General features: G+C 48.7%; 15 protein-coding genes and 1 tRNA gene. 11 read left to right on the top strand and 5 right to left on the bottom strand.

The features are described 5' to 3' along the window. Nucleotides 1-108: 108 nt before the first annotated feature. Both ACO0LN_RS08625 and ACO0LN_RS08620 read right to left on the bottom strand, forming a co-directional pair. Complete coding sequence (locus ACO0LN_RS08625) at nt 109-1149, bottom strand: serine/threonine protein kinase (protein ID WP_422972793.1); 1041 nt, start codon at nt 1147-1149, stop codon at nt 109-111. 31 nt (nt 1150-1180) lie between these two features. Further along, a complete protein-coding gene (locus tag ACO0LN_RS08620) occupies nt 1181-2362 on the bottom strand; it encodes a GNAT family N-acetyltransferase (RefSeq protein ID WP_422972791.1) in 1182 nt (393 codons plus the stop codon). Between the two features lie 26 nt (nt 2363-2388). Here ACO0LN_RS08620 and ACO0LN_RS08615 point away from each other — a divergent pair, with 26 nt between their 5' ends. From ACO0LN_RS08615 to ACO0LN_RS08605, 3 genes are all read left to right on the top strand, one after another. Beyond that, complete coding sequence (locus ACO0LN_RS08615) at nt 2389-4002, top strand: NAD+ synthase (RefSeq protein WP_422972789.1); 1614 nt, start codon at nt 2389-2391, stop codon at nt 4000-4002. 57 nt (nt 4003-4059) lie between these two features. After that, nucleotides 4060-4398 carry a P-II family nitrogen regulator gene (locus ACO0LN_RS08610; RefSeq protein ID WP_110253085.1) on the top strand — a complete coding sequence of 113 codons (339 nt, stop codon included), beginning with the start codon at nt 4060-4062 and terminating at the stop codon, nt 4396-4398. 92 nt (nt 4399-4490) lie between these two features. Then, the gene (locus tag ACO0LN_RS08605; protein WP_370529129.1) at nt 4491-5588 is read left to right on the top strand and encodes an ABC transporter substrate-binding protein; all 1098 of its coding nucleotides are present in this window, start codon (nt 4491-4493) and stop codon (nt 5586-5588) included. Nucleotides 5589-5641: 53 nt separating this feature from the next. Here ACO0LN_RS08605 and ACO0LN_RS08600 read toward each other — a convergent pair whose 3' ends face one another. After that, nucleotides 5642-6277, bottom strand: coding sequence for a Smr/MutS family protein (locus tag ACO0LN_RS08600; protein ID WP_422972787.1), 636 nt, complete (start codon nt 6275-6277; stop codon nt 5642-5644). A 23-nt stretch (nt 6278-6300) separates the two neighbouring features. Next, nucleotides 6301-7245 carry a thioredoxin-disulfide reductase gene (gene trxB, locus ACO0LN_RS08595; protein WP_422972785.1) on the bottom strand — a complete coding sequence of 315 codons (945 nt, stop codon included), beginning with the start codon at nt 7243-7245 and terminating at the stop codon, nt 6301-6303. A 272-nt stretch (nt 7246-7517) separates the two neighbouring features. Here trxB and ACO0LN_RS08590 point away from each other — a divergent pair, with 272 nt between their 5' ends. The 5 genes from ACO0LN_RS08590 (at nt 7518) to serS (ending at nt 14838) form a co-directional block, all read left to right on the top strand. Next, nucleotides 7518-9857, top strand: a complete 2340-nt coding sequence (locus ACO0LN_RS08590) for a DNA translocase FtsK (RefSeq protein WP_422972783.1) — start codon at nt 7518-7520, stop codon at nt 9855-9857. Nucleotides 9858-9911: 54 nt separating this feature from the next. Next, entirely contained in the window at nt 9912-10547 is a 636-nt protein-coding gene (gene lolA / locus ACO0LN_RS08585) for an outer membrane lipoprotein chaperone LolA (protein ID WP_422973120.1), read from the top strand. Between the two features lie 18 nt (nt 10548-10565). Then, nucleotides 10566-11873, top strand: coding sequence for a replication-associated recombination protein A (locus ACO0LN_RS08580; RefSeq protein ID WP_422972781.1), 1308 nt, complete (start codon nt 10566-10568; stop codon nt 11871-11873). Nucleotides 11874-11986: 113 nt separating this feature from the next. After that, nucleotides 11987-13435, top strand: a complete 1449-nt coding sequence (locus tag ACO0LN_RS08575; protein WP_422972779.1) for a DUF4139 domain-containing protein — start codon at nt 11987-11989, stop codon at nt 13433-13435. A gap of 107 nt (nt 13436-13542) precedes the next feature. Further along, nucleotides 13543-14838, top strand: coding sequence for a serine--tRNA ligase (gene serS, locus ACO0LN_RS08570; protein WP_422972777.1), 1296 nt, complete (start codon nt 13543-13545; stop codon nt 14836-14838). Nucleotides 14839-14909: 71 nt separating this feature from the next. Here the strand turns inward: serS and ACO0LN_RS08565 are convergent, their stop codons facing one another. Further along, nucleotides 14910-16679, bottom strand: a complete 1770-nt coding sequence (locus ACO0LN_RS08565) for a GGDEF domain-containing protein (RefSeq protein WP_422973118.1) — start codon at nt 16677-16679, stop codon at nt 14910-14912. A gap of 319 nt (nt 16680-16998) precedes the next feature. On the opposite strand from ACO0LN_RS08565, the gene ACO0LN_RS08560 reads away from it, so the two are divergent. From ACO0LN_RS08560 to ACO0LN_RS08550, 3 genes are all read left to right on the top strand, one after another. Then, nucleotides 16999-17088, top strand: a tRNA-Ser gene (locus tag ACO0LN_RS08560). A gap of 209 nt (nt 17089-17297) precedes the next feature. Beyond that, complete coding sequence (locus ACO0LN_RS08555; protein ID WP_422972775.1) at nt 17298-17723, top strand: hypothetical protein; 426 nt, start codon at nt 17298-17300, stop codon at nt 17721-17723. Between the two features lie 865 nt (nt 17724-18588). Next, nucleotides 18589-18882, top strand: a complete 294-nt coding sequence (locus ACO0LN_RS08550; protein ID WP_422972773.1) for a YrhB domain-containing protein — start codon at nt 18589-18591, stop codon at nt 18880-18882. Nucleotides 18883-19525 lie beyond the last annotated feature (643 nt).

Here is a 19525-nt window from a genome sequence, read left to right as displayed (position 1 = left end):
TAGCAATCAAAAGGTAGTAACTAAGAGCTTTAGAATTAAAAAAAGGTGCGATTTGATCGCACCTTTTTTGTTTTTTACTGACTCATTCCGCGTGCATCACCACCATGCTCATATCCTGTGTATCAGATAAGCTGCCACACCGACGACGGCAGCGATCAGCGCGGCCCAACTCAACCAGGAACCAACGTGCGGACTATCGTCATTGGAATAGTCGCTGGTATCACTACCTTGCTTCTGACGCTTGCGCTTCAGTTTTCTGTCGCGCTCAAGAAATTTCTCTAATGCCAAAGACATTTCAGCGGCACTTTCATAACGTGCTGCAGGGTCTTTCTGCATCGCCTTCATGACAATTTTGGATAATGAATCCGGTATGCCAGGGCGAATTTCTGAGGGATATTTCGCTACTTTATTTACAATCTGTTGCAATAATTTGTCAACATCTTGCGACTGAAATGGCTTTTGGCCAGTCAGCATTTCATACATGACCGTGCCCAGCGAATACACATCCGTCAAGGCATTGACAGGTTTGCCATTAGCCTGCTCTGGTGACATGTAGTTGGGTGTGCCCAGAATATTATTGTTGAACAGGGTGTGGGCTTGTTCCCTGGTTTCATCCAATACGCGATTTGGTGCGCGGGCGATACCAAAATCCACCACCTTGGGTTGCTGGTTGGGTAAAACAAAGATATTCGCAGGCTTGATGTCGCGGTGTATCACGCCATTGCTATGGGCGTAGGCAAGAGCCTCGGCAATTTTTTGTATGATATTCGCGGTCTCTATGATGTCGAATTGCTTGCCGTCTGCCAGGATATGTCGCAAATCCTTGCCCTGCAGAAATTCCATCGCGATAAATGTCGTACCACCCTCACTGGAAGCATCGAATATCGTCACGATATTTGGGTGGGATAACCTGCCAGCTGCGCGTGCCTCATTGATAAATTGCTGCTCGCGTTGCTTCTTGTCGGCAGCATTATTGCCTGCACTAAATATTTTAATGGCAACATCCCGGTCTATGACAGGATCGTGTCCCAGATACACGGCACCATTTGATCCCATGCCCAGACGCTCGCTAAGGTAAAAGCGTCCGACGCGTTTGCTTGGCAATGCAGCAGGTGGTGCATTCGGTGTCGAGAGAAAGTTATTTTGCATGGCGACAGGATGCCTTGAACGAAGCAAAATTTCAAGTAGCGCTTACTCCATTGTGTTTCAGCGCTTTATATGGTGTGTGTTGATGTAACTCATCTAAATATAGCTCAATATCTTGTGTTTCACGTACAAGGAAATTTGATACTGCGTCAAAAAATTCTGGATGACTCAAGTAATGTGCCGACCAGGTCGTGGTTGGCAGAAAACCACGTGCCATTTTGTGCTCGCCTTGTGCCCCACCTTCGAAAATCGCAATTTTTTCCTGTATGCAAAAATCGATGGATTGGTAATAAGCGGTTTCAAAATGCAGGCAGGGATGTGTTTCCAGGCAACCCCAATAGCGGCCATACACGCGCTGCTGATCATGAATGAGTAGGGATGCAGCGATCTTATTGCCGTCTCGCAATGCAATAACAAGATGGATGTTTTCTGGCATGGCACGACCTATGCGCAAGAAAAAATCCAGATTCAAATATGGCGTTGAGTGATGTTCTTCATAAGTCTGGTCATAACAGCTTTTGAAAAAGCGCCAATCGTCTTCTTGTATGTCTTTGCCGCGCACATGCTGGAACTGTATGCCGGCATCCTGCACTTTCCTGCGCTCAGCACGAATATTTTTGCGTTTTTTCTTGTCCAGTGTATCCAGAAAATCATCAAAACATTGGTAGCCCTGGTTTTTCCAGTGAAATTGCACGCCTTTGCGCAAAAGATAGCCTTCTTCACTGAGCATGCGCGCCTGATCTTCCGGCAAGAACAGCAAATGGCTGGAAGAATATTCACCGGCATCTCGTAGCTCCTGCAGGGCAGCGATCAATGCCCCTTGTGCTGCCGTATTGCGTGCCAGCAGGCGGCTGCCCGTGATGGGAGAGAAAGGGATGGCGGACAACAGCTTGGGATAATAGTCATGGCCATGCCGCTCAAACGCCCTGGCCCATGCCCAGTCAAACACATACTCGCCATAGGAATGGCTTTTTTCATACAGTGGCATCGCAGCTTCAAGCTGCTCTCCATCCCAGATGGTAATAAAGCAGCTTTGCCAGCCAGTTTTTTCAGTGGCAGAACCTGACTCTTCCATGGCGCTCAAGAATGCATACGATAGAAATGGATTGGCAAGCGTCTGATCTGCAATCAGGCTATCCCATGATGATTGCGCTATCTCGCTCAGTGAAGTGACGATACGCATGCGATAATGTGGGGCTGGAGATTCAGATTTCATTTTCGATTTAATACAGATTTGCAAATATGACCGTAAAAGTTGCCATTGCCCAGATGAATAGCGTTGTCGGTGATCTTGCCGGCAATGCTGCCCAGATCGCAGAATATGCCCGCCGTGCCGCAGAGCAGGGAGCAGACATACTCGTCACACCGGAATTGTCCCTGGTAGGTTATCCACCAGAGGATTTATTGCTGCGCCACGCGTTTTATCATGATACCGCTGTCGCACTCGATACCTTAAAGAAACAGCTTACGCTATTTCCCGGCATTGCGGTTTTGGTCGGTCATCCGGGTGAGGCCGATGGTAAACGGTATAATGCTGTTTCTGTGCTGCAAGGTGGTGTGGTATTAGCAAGTTATTTTAAGCGTGATTTGCCAAATGATATGGTGTTTGATGAAAAACGCTATTTTTCATCAGGTAATCAGGCTTGTGTATTCACTATCAAGGGCGTGAATTTCGGCATCAATATCTGTGAAGATACCTGGCTGCCAGATGCGCCCGCAAAAGCCAGGCAGGCGGGCGCAGAAGTGCTGCTGGTGCCAAACGGTTCACCCTATCACATGGGCAAGCAGCATCAGCGCTACGATGTCATGCGCGCCAATGTGATCTCTCAGGGCTTGTCCCTGGTGTATGCCAATCTGGTCGGTGGCCAGGACGAATTGATTTTTGATGGTAATTCATTTGTCATGGATGTCCAGGGTCAGATTTGCGCTCAAATGAAGCATTGCGAAGCTGATTTGCAAGTAGTCGAATTTGACGGCGCGCAGCCTTTGAATGCTCGCGTGGAAGCGGCCTTATCGCTGGAAGCCGAGGTTTATCAGGCACTGGTCATGGGCGTACGTGATTATGTAGGCAAGAACGGTTTCCCCAGTGTTTTGCTGGGTTTGTCTGGCGGGGTTGATTCTGCCCTGGTGCTGGCAATTGCAGTCGATGCGCTTGGTGCAGAGAAGGTCAGGGCGATCATGATGCCTTCGCCTTATACTGCCGATATTTCGTGGCAGGATTCGCGTGATATGGTGGCACGCATAGGTGTGCGCTACGATGAAATCGCCATCAGCGATTGCTTCAGCGCATTCCGTTCTACCCTGAGCCAGGAATTTGCTGGCTTGAAGGAAGATACCACCGAAGAAAATATACAGGCCAGGATACGTGGCACACTGTTGATGGCCTTGTCGAACAAATATGGTTCCATCGTTTTGACGACGGGTAACAAGAGTGAAATGGCAGTTGGTTATTGTACTTTGTACGGTGACATGGCAGGTGGCTTTGCCGTTATCAAGGATATTGCCAAAACCCTGGTATATCGCCTGTGTGCCTATCGCAATACCCTGTCAGCCGTAATACCCGAGCGGATACTGACGAGGGCGCCATCAGCTGAATTGCGACCTGATCAAAAAGACCAGGATTCTTTGCCGCCCTATGACATCCTGGACGGCATCATGGCCATGTATATGGAAGAAAACAAGGCGCGTGCCGAGATAGTTGCGGCAGGCTATGCGGCAGAGGATGTGGAACGCATCACGCGCCTGATCAAAATTAATGAGTACAAGCGGCGTCAAGCGCCCATAGGTATCAGGATTACCCATCGCGCTTTTGGGCGTGACTGGCGTTATCCTATTACTTCGAAGTTCAGAGACTAGTTTGATCCGTATTAATTATATTAATCGTATTAACCGTAACAATTTAAGGAGAGGGAAATGAAACAGATTACCGCTATCATCAAACCATTCAAACTCGACGAAGTGCGTGAGGCACTGGCAGACGTTGGTGTGACAGGATTGACTGTGGTCGAGGTAAAAGGTTTTGGCCGTCAAAAGGGGCATACGGAACTGTATCGTGGCGCTGAGTATGTGGTCGATTTCTTGCCCAAGATCAAGGTGGAAGTCGTAGTAGATGACAAGATTGCCGACAATGTAGTCGATGCAATTATTAAAGCAGCCCATACCGGCAAGATCGGTGATGGGAAGATTTTTGTACAAAATGTGGAGCAGGTAATACGTATTCGCACTGGCGAGACGGGTCCTGATGCGGTTTAAATATGACGATGTTTAAGAAGTTTGCAGTAAATGAATTTGTTGGTGTTTCAAAAGTAAGAGCAAAAACAAAAATAGGGGTGGCACTGGTGTTGATGGCGATGGCAAATGCCCAAGCCGAAACCGGTGTCACAGATAGAAAAATTTTATTGGGGCAGTCAGCTGCATTTTCCGGCCCTGCAGCACAACTTGGCTTGCAGCTCAATTCAGGTGCCAAGACTTATTTTGATCAGGTCAATGCTGCTGGTGGTGTATATGGCCGCAAGATTGAAATCATACAAAAAGATGATAAGTATGAGGCAGATCTGGCGGCTACCAATACCAAGGCCCTGATTGAAAACGATGGTGTATTTGCTTTATTTGGCTATGTAGGTACAGCCACCAGTAATGCAGCCTTACCCATTTTCACGCAAGCAAAAGTCCCTTTCTTCGCACCTTATACCGGTGCACAATCCCTGAGAGAACCTCTCAACCGTCAGATTTTCAATATCCGGGCAAGTTATAACGACGAGACTGAATATCTGGTCGATCGTCTGGCTAATCTGGGAACAAAAAATATCGCCGTCTTTTACCAGAACGATGCTTATGGCAAGGCAGGTCTGGCTGGTGTGGAGCTGGCGATGAAGAAAAGGAATTTGCGTATAGCCGAGATGGCAACAGTGGAAAGGAATAGCACTGATGTCTCAGCTGCTGTTGCCAAGCTCTTGCCAAAACGGCCAGATGCCATCATACAGATCAGCACCTATGCGGCGAGTAGTGCGCTGGTCAAAGAAATGCACAAGGCTGCCTATACAGGCATGTTTTACAATGTGTCTTTTGTCGGTAGCCAGGCTCTGGCAGATGCGCTGGATAAAGATGGCGTTGGTGTCGTGATTTCACAGGTGGTTCCATTTCCATGGTCACCGTCAATACCTGTGGTTGCCGAATACACGAAAAGTATGGAGAAGGCCGGAAATAAAAATCTGAATTTTTCCAGCTTCGAAGGTTATCTGGCTGCCAAAGTATTTGTGGAAGGCTTGAAACGCGCCGGCTCAGGTCTCACCAGAGAAAAACTGGTGTCTGCACTGGAAAGTATCAACCGCAGCAGTTATGACGCTGGTGGTTTTGATGTGAGTTTTTCGCCTTCGAATCATAACGGTTCAAAATATGTTGATATGACCGTTATTTCGAAGGACAAGAAGTTCCGCAATTAAGTTTGTTGCGCCTGAGCCCCGGTTCGTCGGGGGCTCAGGCTGCATAGCCATCGTCAAGATTTCAATAGCACGATCAAGGCACCAGAGCCACCGTCAGCTGCAGTCGCCTGGCTGAATGCCAATACTTCATCTTTCTGTATCAACCAGTTCCTGACTTTTTGCTTCAGTACAGGTTCCTTGTTGACAGAGCCCAGACCTTTGCCATGAATGATGCGCACGCAACGTGTGCCATTGCGCATGCACTTGCGCAAAAATTCTCCCAGACTGTCCCTGGCTTCATCGCGGCGCAAACCATGCAGGTCAAGTTGTGCCTGTATGACCCAGTGGCCCTTGCGCAGCTTCCTGACAACATCCTGACCTACGCCTGACCTGGTATAGCTCAGGTTTTCATCGGTTTCCAGCAGGGAGTCAGCGTCAAACTCATCCGACAAAGATTCCTGTAGCGCTGCCTGTTCATCTGCAATGTGTTGAAATGGCAGGGGTTCAAGGCGAGTCGGGGCAGGGTGATGTTTCACCGCGGTTTTTAAAACCTCTACCTTGCCTACGCTGCAGCGAAAAATATTCGCCTCTTCTCTGGCTTTCTTTTCCCGTTCCAGACGTTCTGCCTCTGCACGTTGTCGGCTTTCTTCTTGTTGCTTTAATTGCTGACTGAGTGACTTCAGGTCAGCAAGGTTTTTAAAAGACGACATGCTTTCCATCCTTGGCGTTTGACTTATTCTTCCAGGAAGCGCTGTGCATCCAAAGCTGCCATGCAACCAGTACCAGCACTGGTAATCGCCTGGCGATAGATATGATCCTGTACGTCACCAGCGGCAAACACACCTGGTACATTGGTCGCTGTTGCCATGCCCTCGGTGCCGGTACGGGTTTTGATATAGCCATTCTTCATGTCGAGCTGGCCATCAAAAATGCTGGTATTTGGTTTGTGGCCAATCGCGATAAATACGCCATGCAGGGTGATAGGGGTAACTGTTCCATCTGCTGCCTTGACATTAATGCCTGTCACGCCAGAGTCATCACCAATGACTTCATCCAGCGTATGGTTCCATTTGACTTCGATCTTGCCTTCAGCAACCTTGGCCATCAGACGGTCAATCAAGATTGCCTCTGCACGGAATTTGTCGCGACGGTGGATGACGGTGACCTTGCTGGCGATATTCGACAGGTAGAGGGCTTCTTCCACCGCTGTATTACCACCACCAACGACAGCCACTTCCTTGCCGCGGTAAAAGAAACCATCGCAAGTGGCACAGGCAGACACGCCTTTGCCCATGAAAGCCTGTTCAGATGGCAGACCCAGGTATTGGGCGGACGCACCGGTAGCGATGATCAGGGAGTCGCAGGTGTATTCTGCCTGGTCGCCGATCAGGCGTATCGGTTTTTCATCAAGCTTGGCAGTGTGGATGTAATCAAAAATGATTTCTGTATTAAAGCGCTCTGCATGCTGCAAAAAACGCTGCATCAGTTCCGGGCCTTGAACGCCCATGGGGTCGGCTGGCCAGTTCTCTACATCGGTGGTAGTCATCAACTGGCCGCCTTGTTCTACACCAGTGATCAGTACAGGTTTCAGATTGGCGCGGGCAGCATACACAGCAGCGGAATAACCTGCGGGGCCAGAGCCAAGAATTAATACGCGGGCATGTTTGGGTGTGGACATAGCAGACCTGATAAAAAAGTTGATGATGAGCTGAATTGCAGATAATAGATGGCGTTTTTCATGCAAATTTCAAGTTTTTTGCTGATTTTGCATCGCTATCCTGAGGTAAGCCTGAATTATAGACTATCCTCCTAGTGGTCGTCTTCCTGCCGTGGTGCGCCAGACGGGCATATCTGTTTCAACTGTTACAGTGCACAAGTTTGGCGCATACACGGCTTCATGCTATCTTGTCAGCTTTTGATAGCTGTCCGAATGAGGTTGCTCTCTGTTTTATGACTACTGGTAACGAAGCTTATACTCGAAGCAAGAAAACTGCAGCACCTGCAGCGCCACCTAACCGCTTTCTGGTCCTGTTGATGGAAGCGAAATGGATAGCTCTGGCCGCATTTTGCATTTGCCTGATACTGATCATGGCAAGCTACTCCACGCAAGACCCGGGTTGGTCCAGGTCAGTGGATATCCCTCGCATACATAATATTGCTGGCAAATTCGGTGCCTGGCTGTCTGATGTGCTGTTTTATGTATTCGGCATTTCGGCATGGTGGTGGTGCATATTCGCCTGCCGCCAGGTGTGGATTTCCTATAGCAGTCTGTCACAGAGGGTAAAGCTCAATCCTGAACCGGAAGCGGATGTCGGTTTTTCTGAAATCCTGGTCCGTAATATTGGTTTTGGCCTGTTATTGGCTGGCAGCATGGGCCTGGAATATTTGCGCATGCACAGCCTCAAGGTGGCTTTGCCGCTGGGGCCGGGCGGGGTGCTGGGTGAGTTGATAGGCAAGACCGGTTTTGCAGCGCTTGGCTTTACCGGTGCGACCCTGGCTTTGTTGCTGATGATCGCTTTAGGTATCAGCCTCTACTTCCACGTATCCTGGCTGACCATAGCAGAGCGCATAGGCGCAGGCATAGAATGGGTATTTGTGTTTGTGCAAAACAAACATGCCGATGCAGAAGACAGGCGCGTTGGCCAGACTGCCGCCGTCAAGCGTGAAGAAGTCGTGGTGCAAGAGAGAGCCAAGATCGTCGAGGCTGCACCAGTACGCATAGAACCGCAAGTAGTTGCCGTTCAGCGTTCTGAACGTGTCGAAAAAGAAAAGCAAGTATCCCTGTTCAATGAGCTGCCGGACACCAATCTGCCGCCTTTGTCTTTGCTGGATGAGCCGCCACCAGTGCAAGAAACTGTCAGCGTACAAACCCTGGAATTCACCAGCCGCCTGATAGAAAAAAAACTCTCAGACTTTGGTGTCGATGCCAAGGTAGTGGCAGCTTACCCGGGCCCCGTGGTTACCCGCTATGAAATTGAACCTGCTACCGGTGTCAAGGGTAGCCAGATCGTTAACCTGGCGCGCGACTTGGCGCGGTCATTGTCACTGACATCCATACGTGTGGTTGAGACCATTCCAGGTAAAAATTACATGGGCCTGGAATTACCAAATCCCAAGCGCCAGATTGTACGTCTGACCGAGATTTTGGGCTCCAAAGTCTATAACGACAGCTCATCAAGCCTGACAGTGGCATTGGGCAAAGATATAGGCGGCCTGCCTATTTGTGCTGATCTTGCCAAAATGCCACATTTGCTGGTCGCGGGTACCACAGGTTCTGGTAAGTCTGTGGGTATCAATGCCACCATCCTGTCATTGCTGTACAAGTCTGACCCGAATGATGTGCGCATGATACTGATTGATCCAAAAATGCTGGAGATGTCGGTGTATGAAGGCATACCGCATTTGCTGGCACCTGTGGTCACTGATATGCGCCAGGCAGGCCATGCCCTGAACTGGGCGGTGGCAGAGATGGAGCGCCGCTACAAGCTCATGTCCAAGCTAGGTGTGCGTAATCTGGCTGGCTATAACGCCAAGATTGCCGAGGCAGCCCGTAAGGAAGTGCATATCCCAAATCCTTTCAGCCTGACGCCAGATGCACCAGAGCCCCTTGAAAAACTGCCAACCATCGTCATTATTATTGATGAGCTGGCAGATTTGATGATGGTGGTCGGCAAAAAGGTAGAGGAATTGATTGCCCGTATCGCGCAAAAAGCCCGTGCTGCAGGCTTGCACCTGATACTGGCGACGCAAAGACCATCGGTAGATGTGATCACTGGCCTGATCAAGGCGAATATTCCTACCCGTATCGCCTTCCAGGTCAGCAGCAAGATAGATTCACGCACCATTCTTGACCAGATGGGCGCAGAAGCCTTGCTGGGCATGGGTGACATGCTCTACATGCCACCGGGCACCGGTTTGCCAGTGCGTGTTCATGGTGCTTTTGTCTCGGATGAAGAAGTACATCGCGTTGTTGAATATTTGAAATCGCAGGGCGAGCCAAATTACGTAGAAGGCATACTCGAAGGTGGCACGCTGGAAGAGGGGGGCGAAGCCGGTGGTGAAAGTGCTGGCGCAGGTGGTGGCGAATCAGATGCCTTGTACGATCAGGCGGTTGCCATCGTCCTTAAAAATCGTCGCGCCTCGATCTCGCTGGTGCAGAGGCATTTACGCATAGGCTATAACCGTGCAGCCCGCTTGCTGGAACAAATGGAACAAAGTGGTGTCGTATCTACCATGCAGTCTAACGGTAACCGCGAAATCCTGGTTCCTGCCGGGAATACAGCTGAATAAAGCAACAGAATAGCAGCGACAGAATAGGATAAATCAGTGAAGAAACAATCTAACATGATGGCAAAACTGGCGGCAGGTGCCTTTGCACTTGCCTTGATACCTGCATGGGCATCTGCTACTGCGGTTGATCAGTTCAAATCCTTCGTGACGAACAATAAAAGCGCCAAGGGTGAATTTACCCAGCAGCAAGTCAAAATGGTCGATGGCAATCCCAAGATCAGCAAGACTGCAACAGGCAATTTCGTGTTCGCCCGCCCAGGCAAGTTTATCTGGTCATATGTCAAACCTTATGAGCAAGTCTTGCAGGCAGATGGCGATAAACTTTACATCTATGACAAAGACCTGAATCAGGTCACGATACGACCACTTGGTAATTCTCTGGGCTCCAGTCCCGCAGCCATTTTGTTTGGCAGTGCTGGCTCGGCTGATCTGGACAAGAACTTCAATTTCAAAGAGGTCGGTGCCAAGCAAGGGCTTGAATGGCTGGAAGCCACGCCCAAAGCCAAGGATTCACAGTTTGAAACCATAGGCATAGGCATGAAAGATGGCGTGCCTGTCGCTTTGGAATTGCACGACAATTTTGGTCAGTTTTCTACCCTGACCCTGAAGAATCTGGAAAAAAATCCTGCGCTGAAGCCTGAGCAATTCAAGTTCGTCGTGCCTGCTGGTGCAGATGTATTTCGACAGTAGTAGCAGTAGTAGCGTTCAATGAATATGTTGCACAATAATCCGCGCAAAAAGCCTGCCCCACTGGCAGAGCGCATGCGTCCAGCTACGCTGGACGACGTCATCGGTCAGCAGCACATCCTGGGCGAGGGCAAGCCTTTGCGCGTGGCTTTTCAATCTGGTGAGCCACATTCGATGATATTGTGGGGGCCGCCAGGCGTAGGCAAGACCACGCTGGCACGCCTGATGGCTGATGCCTTCCATTTCGAATTCATTGCCTTGTCGGCAGTCTTGTCAGGTATCAAGGACATACGCGAAGCAGTAGAGCGCGCACAGATATTGCAGGCGACTTCCCATCGTCGCACCATATTGTTTGTTGATGAAGTCCATCGCTTCAACAAAAGCCAGCAAGATGCTTTCTTGCCGCACGTGGAAAGTGGCTTGTTCACGTTCATCGGTGCGACCACAGAGAATCCTTCGTTTGAAGTCAATAGCGCCTTATTGTCACGTGCCTCAGTGTATGTGTTGAAATCACTGACGGATGAAGACCTGCAAGCCATGGTAGTACGCGCCTGCGAGCGTGAACTCGATGGCTTGACGCTGACACCTGAAGCCATGGCCAGCCTCGTTTCCAGTGCTGACGGCGATGGTCGCAAATTGCTGAATAATCTCGACATCGTTGCCCATGCAGCAGTCGCCAAGCATCTCGACACGGTAGACCAGGGTTTACTAGGTGAGTGTCTGGGTGACGCCTTGCGCCGCTTTGATAAGGGTGGTGATGCCTTTTATGACCAGATTTCTGCCCTGCATAAGTCGGTACGTGGCTCCAACCCTGACGCAGCCTTGTACTGGCTGGTGCGCATGCTTGATGGCGGTGCCGACCCGCGCTACATGGCCAGACGCATAGTCCGCATGGCATCTGAAGATATAGGTCTGGCTGATCCACGCGCACTGCGTATTTGTCTCGATGCGGCAGAAACCTATGAAAGACTGGGCTCGCCAGAAGGCGAACTGGCCCTGGCAGAAGCGGTAATCTACTTGGCTTGTGCAGCCAAATCAAATGCGGTTTACAAAGCCTATAACGCCGTGCGGGCCATGATCGCCAAAGACAAGTCCCGCATCGTGCCTGAGCATTTGCGCAATGCGCCGACCAAGCTCATGAAAGAACTGGGCTATGGTAAATTGTACCGCTATGCCCATGATGAGCCAGATGCCTATGCCGCAGGTGAAACCTATCTGCCTGAAGGCCTGGAAAATGAATCCTGGTACCACCCCGTACCACGCGGTCTGGAAATCAAGATAGCAGAAAAACTCGCGTATTTGCGCAGCCTGGATGATCAGGCCAAGTAATTGCAGTTTCTTCTGAATTTCAATTGTTTAAGCTTCGTTCGTTTAGATTTCATTCGTCTGAGTTTCATTCTTTTATATCTCATTGCAAATCAATAATCATAATAAGGACTTTCATGAATAAAACATTTACCGCAAGCGCAAGCCTATTGTTATTCTCACTGGCAGGCTCTGTCTATGCACAAACCGAAGAGCAACGCAGCACTTTGGCAGACCAGAAAGAAGTCGCCGTCACGATCTATAATGAAAACCTGGCCCTGATCAAGGACCAGCGCAAGCTGCCATTGAAACGCGGCGCAAGCGCACTGGCTTTCCGCGATGTCAGTGCCAAGATGCGTGCTGAAACTGCCTTGCTGCGCAGCCTGTCTTCTCCTGGCAGCTTGTCTGTCGTAGAGCAAAACTTTAATTTCGATTTGCTGACACCGCAAAAATTGCTGGAAAAATATGTAGGCCGCAATGTCAATATCATCCGCACCAACCCGGCGACTGGCGCAGAGACGACGGAATCGGCCACAGTCTTGTCCGCCAATAATGGCGTGGTGTTGAAGATAGGTGACCGCATAGAAACCGGCCTGCCAGGCCGTATCATTTATCCTGATGTGCCAGCAAATCTGCGTGACCGTCCCACCCTGGTCATGGCACTCGATAACAACGGCGCACAACAACAGGATGTGGAACTCAGTTACCTGACCGGTGGTTTGTCCTGGAAGGCAGACTATGTCGTTGAGCTGAATGCGGCTGATGACAAGCTGGATATCTCAGGCTGGGTTACCTTGGGTAATACCAGCGGCACGACTTACCGCAATGCCAAGCTGCAACTGGTCGCAGGTGATGTGCATCAAGTGTTGCAAAAAGTGGAAATAACCGGTAGTTCAATAAGAAGACTGGATGCCCCTCAGCCCATGATGGCTAAAAAAGCCATGGCGGAAGAATCTTTGTTTGAGTATCACCTCTACACACTGGACAGGCCAACCACCATTGCAGAAAACCAGACCAAGCAAGTGGCCTTGCTGTCTGCTTCTGGCGTTCCCGCCCGTAAGGAATTGCTGCTGGCGGGCAGTGATTATTATTACCAAAGCAGTTACGGTGATCTTGGCCAAAAAATGAAAATAGGTGTCTTTGTTGAATTCGACAATAAAGAGGCCTCTCAACTGGGTATGCCTTTACCCAAAGGTGTCGTACGCGTCTATAAAAAAGATGGTGCAGGCAATGCCCAGTTCATTGGTGAAGATAGCGTAGATCACACGCCCAAGAATGAAAAAGTCCGACTGAAACTGGGCGAGGCCTTTGATGTGACAGCCGACAAAAAACAAACAGACTTTAAAAAACTCGCAGCGAGCGGCAAATACAATTACGTTTCTGAAAGTGCCTACGAGCTGGTGTTGAAAAATGCCAAGAAAGAAGCCGTCATCGTCACTGTGCAAGAACCCATGCCTGGTGACTGGCAAGTCTTGAGCAGTAGCCATCCTTATACCAAGAGCGCCAGCAATACGGCAGTATGGAAAATCAGCGTACCTGCAGAAGGTAATACCAAGCTGGTTTACCGTAGTCTTGTGAAGTATTGATACGTAGATTTTGCTGTAAAAACGGCATTTCTCCTTGTCTGAAAATAGGGGAAATGCCCATCCCTTGATACAATAGTCGATTAGCTTAGTTCACTGCACTTAAAATCATGATAGATATTCAACTTTTGCGCAAAGATATTGCCAGGGCGGCAGCGCGCCTGGCTACCCGTAAGTTCCAGCTGGATGTAGAAACCTTCAATGCACTCGAAGCCGAACGCAAGCAAATCCAGTCCCGCACTGAAGAGCTGCAAGGCAAGCGCAATACCTTGTCCAAACAGATCGGTAATCTCAAAAGCAAAGGTGAGGATGCATCTGCCTTGATGGCAGAAGTTGCCAGCATTCCAGAAGAGTTGAAAGCATCAGAAACGCATTTGAGTGATGTGCAAGTTCGCATGAGTGCGTTCCTGCAAACCATTCCTAATCTGCCGCATGAATCCGTCGCTGTCGGTGAAGATGAAACCGGCAATGTGGAAGTACGCAAGGTCGGTGCGCCACGCGCATTTGATTTTGACGTCAAAGACCATGTCGATATCGGTTCCGCACTGGGCCTGGATTTTGAAACTGCAGTCAAACTCACAGGTTCGCGTTTTTCCGTCATGAAAGGTGGCATGGCACGCCTGCATCGCGCACTGGCCCAGTTCATGCTCGACATGCAAACACTGGATCATGGCTATACTGAAATGTATACGCCTTACATGGTCAATGCTGATTCCATGCGCGGCACAGGCCAATTGCCTAAATTTGAAGAAGACTTGTTTGCAGTGAAAAAAGGCGGACAAGAAGGTACAGGCGAAACGTTTTACCTGATCCCTACCTCAGAAGTCACTTTGACCAATACCGTGCGCGACGAGATACTCGCTGCCGATGCATTGCCCATCAAAATGACGGCGCATACTCCATGCTTCCGTTCTGAAGCCGGTAGCGCAGGCCGCGACACTCGCGGCATGATACGTCAACACCAATTCGACAAAGTCGAAATGGTGCAAATCGTTCACCCAGAAAAATCCATGGAAGCCCTGGATGAAATGGTCGGCCATGCCGAAGCTGTTTTGGCCAAACTGGAGCTGCCTTACCGCGTCATGAGCCTGTGTACTGGCGACATGGGCTTTGGTGCCTGCAAAACTTTCGATCTGGAAGTATGGCTGCCGGCACAAAACACTTACCGTGAGATTTCTTCCATCTCGAATATGTTCGACTTCCAGGCGCGCCGCATGCAAGCTCGCTTCCGCAATGCCCAGGGTAAGCCAGAACTGGTGCATACACTGAATGGCTCCGCGCTGGCAGTTGGCCGTACCCTGGTGGCCGTGCTGGAAAATTATCAGCAGGCTGATGGCTCTGTCGTCATCCCTACAGCTTTGCGCCCATACATGGGTGGTCTGGAAAAACTGGCACCAGCAGCTTAATTGGCTCTGGCCCAATAAGAAAAGCGCTTCACTACATAAAGTGAAGCGCTTTTCTCGTTTACAGATTACGTTTAACCTACCAGTAAATCCATTTCAGAACGACGATCTACAAACAGACTATTGCCATGTATCTTCTTGGCCTGCTTTTTGGCGTCTGATGCAGCAATGGAAATCTGGTGATGTGAGTAATAGCGGTTTGCTCTTGACTTCACTACACCCAGGGACAGACTCACGAGTGGGTAAAAGACTTTCTTGCCCTGTCTGTCTTCACTGAGGTAGCCGCCTCGTTCGCGGTCTTCATTACTGTAAAAGTCGTAGATCGCAGCAGAAAAACTCGCCAGTATGGCCTGGCAGCGTACTTCCCAATCCTCGCTGCGAAACAGGATGATGAAATCATCACCTCCGATATGGCCGATAAAATCCAGCTGCTGGTCGCAATGCTGCTTTAATACATCACTGGTCATTTGTATGATGTCGTCACCGCGACGATAGCCATAGACATCATTAAACGGTTTGAAATGATCAAGGTCGCAATAGCAAGCGCAAAAAGACTGCTCTTTCTGCAGCAAGACGTCAATATGCTCATTGATGGGCACATTGCCCGGCAGTTGCGTCAATGGGTTGGCATAACGCGCCGCATTGATTTGCATTTGCGTGATTTCGCGCATCAAGTCCGGCCCGCTGCCCAGGCCTATATAACGCCCCTGATCAGTAATGATAATACCGTTGATTAACTGCTCAGAGTTAGCTTCCACGATAATGTGGCTGACATCCTGCATACTGGTATTTTTATCGACAATAACAGGATGCGCTTCCATGAAAACTGTGCATGGCTTTTTGCCATACAACTCACGCTGGTACGGGCGGGCAAAGCGGTCTATCATGTGATAACGGTTGATCAGGCCCACAGGTATACCATCATCCACTACAGGGATGATTTGCAGTTTGGGATGCTGCAAAAAGATATCATCGACCTGGTTATTCAACATGCGTGAAGAAATCGTCGGCGGTGTCTTTAAAATCTTTTCTACCGTCGCAGCCTGCTCAAAACTGCCAGAGGTACGCCGTGCTGCCTGATATTGATTCGGCGTCAAAATTCGCGCCACTTCAGCCGATACTGCACGCGCAGGAGTAGGGTGGGGGCGGGCAATATGATAACCCTGGCCACAGGCCACACCCAGATCACGTACAGCCAGCAACTCAGCCTGGGTTTCTATGCCTTCAGCAACCACCCGCGTACCAGATTTTTCAGCGATGCTTTGTATGGAGCGCACAAATTGCGCCTTGACCGGATCATGATCTATACCCTGGATGAAATGCATGTCGATTTTGACATAGTCAGGCTTTAATTCTGACCACAAACGCAGACTGGAGAAGCCTTCACCCAGATCATCAATCGCAATTTCAAAACCCATCTCGCGATAATGGATAACCGCTTCACACAGCAAGGCATAGTCATGCGTGGGCTGGTATTCAGTCAGTTCTATAATGACGCGTTCAGGGTTGATACCAAGCTCGTGGATATAATCCAGCGTCTCACCGTAACGCACATCTCTCTGTAACAGACACTCTGGGCTGACATTCAAAAATAATTTGCCAGGCAATTTCTGCGCAGCGAATTGTTCCAGCACGATACGGCGGCACAGGTGCTCCACCGTTACCGTCAGATTATTATCCCATGCGGCTTTAAACAAATTGACGGGCGAGTGCAGCGGGCTGTCTGATGGGCCGCGTATCAGCCCTTCGTAACCCAGAATATCACCATTCTGCATCTGTACGATGGGCTGGAAGCGTGCAGTAAGCAGGCGCTGCTCAATAATACGCTGCAAATGCGCCAGCATCAGCGCCGCAGACTGCGCACCAAACTGGCTGATGTCTTGCTCTGATACCAGGTTTTGCTGAGACAGATAATCCACAGTATCCCCCGCTAAACTACTTTCCATTGAAGCTGATCCTAATATTGAAATGCCAAGAGCATTCACAATTGCAAACGACATCTTGCCGCATTGCATCAGAATATAGTCTTGCTTTGTGACATCTTCATGTCACGGTAGCAGTGATGCTGACCATATGTCTTATGGACTTGTTAATCGTGTAATTTTGAATTGAGCAAGTTCTTTGCTATAATCACAGGCTTCGTTTATAACGAACAACCAAGCCGGAGAAGTGGCAGAGTGGTTGAATGTACCTGACTCGAAATCAGGCGTACTAGCAATAGTATCGGGGGTTCGAATCCCTCCTTCTCCGCCAGAATAAAAAAAGCCCTTGATAATTTATCAAGGGCTTTTTTGTTTTTTCGCGGTGTGGTGAATGTTGGAATGTTAGAAATGACCCCGGGGTTTTGTATAGAATTGTGCGAATGTTATACCTGACTCCGGATGTTAGTTGCTTCAAAAAGCGACAGAAATTGACAAAATGTTTGGCTCTCAATTTATTCCACCTCTGAAGTGAGAAACAAGATGAAAAATTTTTACGTTGTAGAGCCCGAAGTTGCTGGCGGGTTTGGTGATCTTACCGTGATAGATAGATCCTCCGGGGAAATGGTTGTTAAAGAACTTCATTACAAGTTTGAAGGGTGGTTCGGGGATCATCTCTTAGAAAGTGCGCCTTGCTATATTGTTTCGGAGGAATTGGCAGATGAAATTAAGAGTGAGCAGCTGTTAGGCGTTGAATTCGATAGAGTTGACGTTTCAAAGTCAGATCAGTTTTGCGAACTTTATCCGGATCGGGAGCTACCAAAATTTATTTGGCTAAAAGTTACTGGAATACCAGGGCATGACGACTTCGGAGTTGCATCTGGGCTCAGATTGGTTGTTTCGGAGCATGCACTCGATTTATTGAAGCGAATTGGCATTTCGCATGCGGCATCAATCTTACCATTTTGAGCTTTGCAAATACTTTAATAACTGTTGGAAATGAAAGAGTGCTAACAGTACCTGTCACGCAGCCAAGTGACGGACGAGAATTTCGCTACGTTTTTAGCGGAGACAAGGATGAGTTCGGGATCTTTTTAAAGAAAATTATTCGTTATGTTTCTCCTCTGATTCCTAAAAACGGAGGAGCTATGATTGAAGGTTTAAGATAACTTTGCCTGACGGCAAAGCATTCCATGCAATTTCTTACAAAGGTGATATTCAAGGGTGGCAATTGCAGGTTGAGCAAGGGGCTAGAGGCTTAAATGCGAGGGTGGCTAAAATTGACATTGATTCCATCTTGCTCGACGATGCTCAATCGTTTCGCTTAAAAGACTGCAAAGTCGAATTCGAGTAATCATTTTCTACCAAAGAAATGCCCAGACTATAACTGCTTTCAAGCCATACTGAACCTAGGGAATACAACGACTGCCAAAAATGATAACTCCTTGCTGATGGATATCGCCTTGACTGAGGTATAAAGTGAGCGAAGAAATTTAAAAAAAATGGGCTGCTATACACGCAAATGACGAATTTGTTTGTGTCCAGACTTGTTCGGGATTCCTCAGTACAGCATGCGATCCGTAACGAAAATTGCTTTTTCTGAGTACAACACCGACGCCGCTTGAGCTTGGACAGGCGTTTCACGAAGCACTTTCGATGAGTCGAATGCTTAAACTCGAGGGGATTGGTCAATTTTTGATCTTGTTGTTAGCGATAAGAGGTATGGTGGATTGGGTTTGGAAAGGCGTTTCCAGAATATAGAACCAAGGGAAGTACTTGTTTTTGCGAAGACTCAAATGTGAGCTCGTGAAAGGCAAAAGGAAGAGTAGTAAATATGACGACTTTGAATAATGCAAAGAAAATGGCGTTGGATTATGTCAATAAGGATTTTGATTTGTCAGAATTTGATGATCGGATTGAGATATTCGACGAAAAAACTCTGGAGCTTCCACAAGGCTGGGTCTTCTACTATAACTCGGTCAAATTTAAAGAAACGAATGATTTCCAATTTATGCTGTTAGGTAATAGCCCAGTATTTGTTAGTCAAGAAACAGGCATACCTTCCTACATTCGTGGCGACTTAGAAGCTCACGAGGCTGTTGAGAAGTTAATTGCGACAAAACTGTAGAGATGATGGGGCCCTCATTTTTCTCTAGCGCTGGGGAATGAGATTGACGTGCATGTATATTAAAAATGAAAAGACCAATTTTTTACTGTAAATCCTGGTTTAGGGTAAAAAAAAGACCAACCGAGCTATGGTCGGAAGTAAAAATTGGGGTCACCCATTAAACTGGCAAGAGCTTGCTTTCATATGCTGAAGACTGGAGAAAGTTTTTCGGTGGAGCGTTGTTTCACCTGAGAGTTGGCAGCACTGCGTGAGCCAGAGACTGGGGTTGGATCACAAGCCATCAGAACTGATTGGACACGCAGTATCTGCCATCATAATCGATGTTTTACAATGAGTCGTCTGCAATGCGAGCCACAAGGGGTTGGAACCGAATCCGGTAGCCACAGATCTGCCCATCAATTGGACGCAACGCGGTACTGAGATGCTTCTGGAGTAGCTGGGCTACTTGGGCGAAATCCAGCTTGATGTTTCGCTAGATCCACATGGGTGACTGGTGCGATTCACGCAACCACACGTTGAAGCAAAAGGCACGACGACATTTTGAAACAAGTATGTGATGGCGCAGTAAATACTATCGCGGTGTGTTGCGAGTATATTGTTCGGCTACATGACTACCGGGGGCTAATGGGTGACCCCTGCTCCT

The organism is Undibacterium sp. TC9W (genome assembly GCF_049339865.1).
Classification (GTDB): domain Bacteria; phylum Pseudomonadota; class Gammaproteobacteria; order Burkholderiales; family Burkholderiaceae_D; genus Undibacterium.
The sequence above is the reverse complement of the archived record's forward strand: the minus strand, read 5'-3'. Positions and strand labels throughout refer to the sequence as shown.

Coding starts and splice junctions, on each gene's coding strand:
- ACO0LN_RS08625 (WP_422972793.1), bottom strand. CDS start 1,149: ATGCAAAATAACTTTCTCTCGACACCGAATGCACCACCTGCTGCATTG.
- ACO0LN_RS08620 (WP_422972791.1), bottom strand. CDS start 2,362: ATGAAATCTGAATCTCCAGCCCCACATTATCGCATGCGTATCGTCACT.
- ACO0LN_RS08615 (WP_422972789.1), top strand. CDS start 2,389: ATGACCGTAAAAGTTGCCATTGCCCAGATGAATAGCGTTGTCGGTGAT.
- ACO0LN_RS08610 (WP_110253085.1), top strand. CDS start 4,060: ATGAAACAGATTACCGCTATCATCAAACCATTCAAACTCGACGAAGTG.
- ACO0LN_RS08605 (WP_370529129.1), top strand. CDS start 4,491: ATGGCGATGGCAAATGCCCAAGCCGAAACCGGTGTCACAGATAGAAAA.
- ACO0LN_RS08600 (WP_422972787.1), bottom strand. CDS start 6,277: ATGTCGTCTTTTAAAAACCTTGCTGACCTGAAGTCACTCAGTCAGCAA.
- trxB (WP_422972785.1), bottom strand. CDS start 7,245: ATGTCCACACCCAAACATGCCCGCGTATTAATTCTTGGCTCTGGCCCC.
- ACO0LN_RS08590 (WP_422972783.1), top strand. CDS start 7,518: ATGACTACTGGTAACGAAGCTTATACTCGAAGCAAGAAAACTGCAGCA.
- lolA (WP_422973120.1), top strand. CDS start 9,912: ATGATGGCAAAACTGGCGGCAGGTGCCTTTGCACTTGCCTTGATACCT.
- ACO0LN_RS08580 (WP_422972781.1), top strand. CDS start 10,566: ATGAATATGTTGCACAATAATCCGCGCAAAAAGCCTGCCCCACTGGCA.
- ACO0LN_RS08575 (WP_422972779.1), top strand. CDS start 11,987: ATGAATAAAACATTTACCGCAAGCGCAAGCCTATTGTTATTCTCACTG.
- serS (WP_422972777.1), top strand. CDS start 13,543: ATGATAGATATTCAACTTTTGCGCAAAGATATTGCCAGGGCGGCAGCG.
- ACO0LN_RS08565 (WP_422973118.1), bottom strand. CDS start 16,679: ATGCTGGCGCATTTGCAGCGTATTATTGAGCAGCGCCTGCTTACTGCA.
- ACO0LN_RS08555 (WP_422972775.1), top strand. CDS start 17,298: ATGAAAAATTTTTACGTTGTAGAGCCCGAAGTTGCTGGCGGGTTTGGT.
- ACO0LN_RS08550 (WP_422972773.1), top strand. CDS start 18,589: ATGACGACTTTGAATAATGCAAAGAAAATGGCGTTGGATTATGTCAAT.